Here is a 1,247-nt window from a genome sequence, read left to right as displayed (position 1 = left end):
GGGTTAAGTAGCAAAAAGTGTGTCCGCTCGGCGTGTTGCGGGGCGGGCACACCGTTTGTTACTTCATGGGGCCTTTTCTGATTCCTATCGAGTGTTCGTACTCGGTTGGGATAGCGTTGTCGTAGAAGGCTGGTCGGCCTGTTTCCTGGTCGGCTTTGTTGTGGTCTTCTTCGACAAGATCGTTGACTTTGGCGAGTTGATCTTGGCCGAAATTGCACTGCCTGGCGATCTTTAATGGGTCGTCAGGCAGTTGCGTTTTCGAGTGCAGGTACCACTCGAGCATTCTGCGTTGGCGTTCCCCGGACCTGCCGCGATGCGCGTCGGCGATGCGTTTGAGCTGGGCGTTGATGCCGCCTTCCAGACTGTTTGTCGTTGAAGCCCAGCGTTGAGGCTCAAGCGCATTCGGTGGTGGCTGCAGGTAGGTAAACAGCCATCCTTTCCGTGAGAGGTGCAGCAGGGAGTTGTATGCCTTGCGAACTCGCAGATGGGCCCATTCCCACTGGTTGTTGAGTGTGCGGCGCTCTTTTGGCACGGGCGTTTTCTCGTTGAGGAATGCTTTGAATACCTGTCCGAAGTCGTGCAGACGCAGCGTCCACTCCCGTGCCTGGTCGAGTGTGGTGATACGGGTCAGTTTCAACGCCAGGGCGTAGATGGCTTTGCCGGCGTCGGTGCGTGGTCGTGATGTGGTGTAGCGGCGGATGACGCGTTGCGCATGGACGAGGCATCGTTGGATCATCGCGTTCGGCCAGCAGGCTTTAATCGCAGTAAGTGCGCCTTGTCCGCCGTCGAGGACGACGCAGAGCGGCTCAGCGATTTTGCGGAGTAGCTGCGTGTAGGCGTGGGCGGTTTCGTGTTTGGTCCAGTGCCATGCGATGACGTGGTCGTGGCTGGCTGCGACGAGCAAGCATCCGGCGGCGGTGTAGGTGCCGTCGATGAAGATCTGGTCGTAGACGCGCTGTGGGTCACCGTCGTTGGGGATGTCGATGAGCCAGAATGGTTTGAATCGGCGGTCAAGTGTCCAACGGCTTACCCCTTGTTGCTGAGCGAGTTCAGACAACGTTGCTGTGGAGGTGGCATAAGAGACGAAGGCTTTAAAGTCGCGGGTCTGCGTGCGGTCGGTGCGGGTTCGTGTCGTGGAACTGCAGCAGTTCGGGTCCTTGCATCGCCACCTGGTTGTGCCTTTAGAAGTGGTTCCGTTTTTCTTCATTTGCCCAGCGCATATCGGGCATCGTGGTCTGTTTTTACTC

At 57.7% G+C, this 1,247-nt stretch carries 1 protein-coding gene; it reads right to left on the bottom strand.

Features of this window, described 5'->3' with window-relative positions; all coding sequences use genetic code 11:
* Positions 1–58 precede the first annotated feature (58 nt).
* A partial coding sequence (locus HMPREF2678_RS00970) for an IS1249 family transposase (protein ID WP_246817851.1) occupies positions 59–1,247 on the bottom strand: 1,189 nt, incomplete at its 5' end.

It is taken from the genome of Corynebacterium sp. HMSC058E07 (genome assembly GCF_001809885.1).
GTDB lineage: Bacteria > Actinomycetota > Actinomycetes > Mycobacteriales > Mycobacteriaceae > Corynebacterium > Corynebacterium macclintockiae.
The sequence above is the reverse complement of the archived record's forward strand: the minus strand, read 5'-3'. Positions and strand labels throughout refer to the sequence as shown.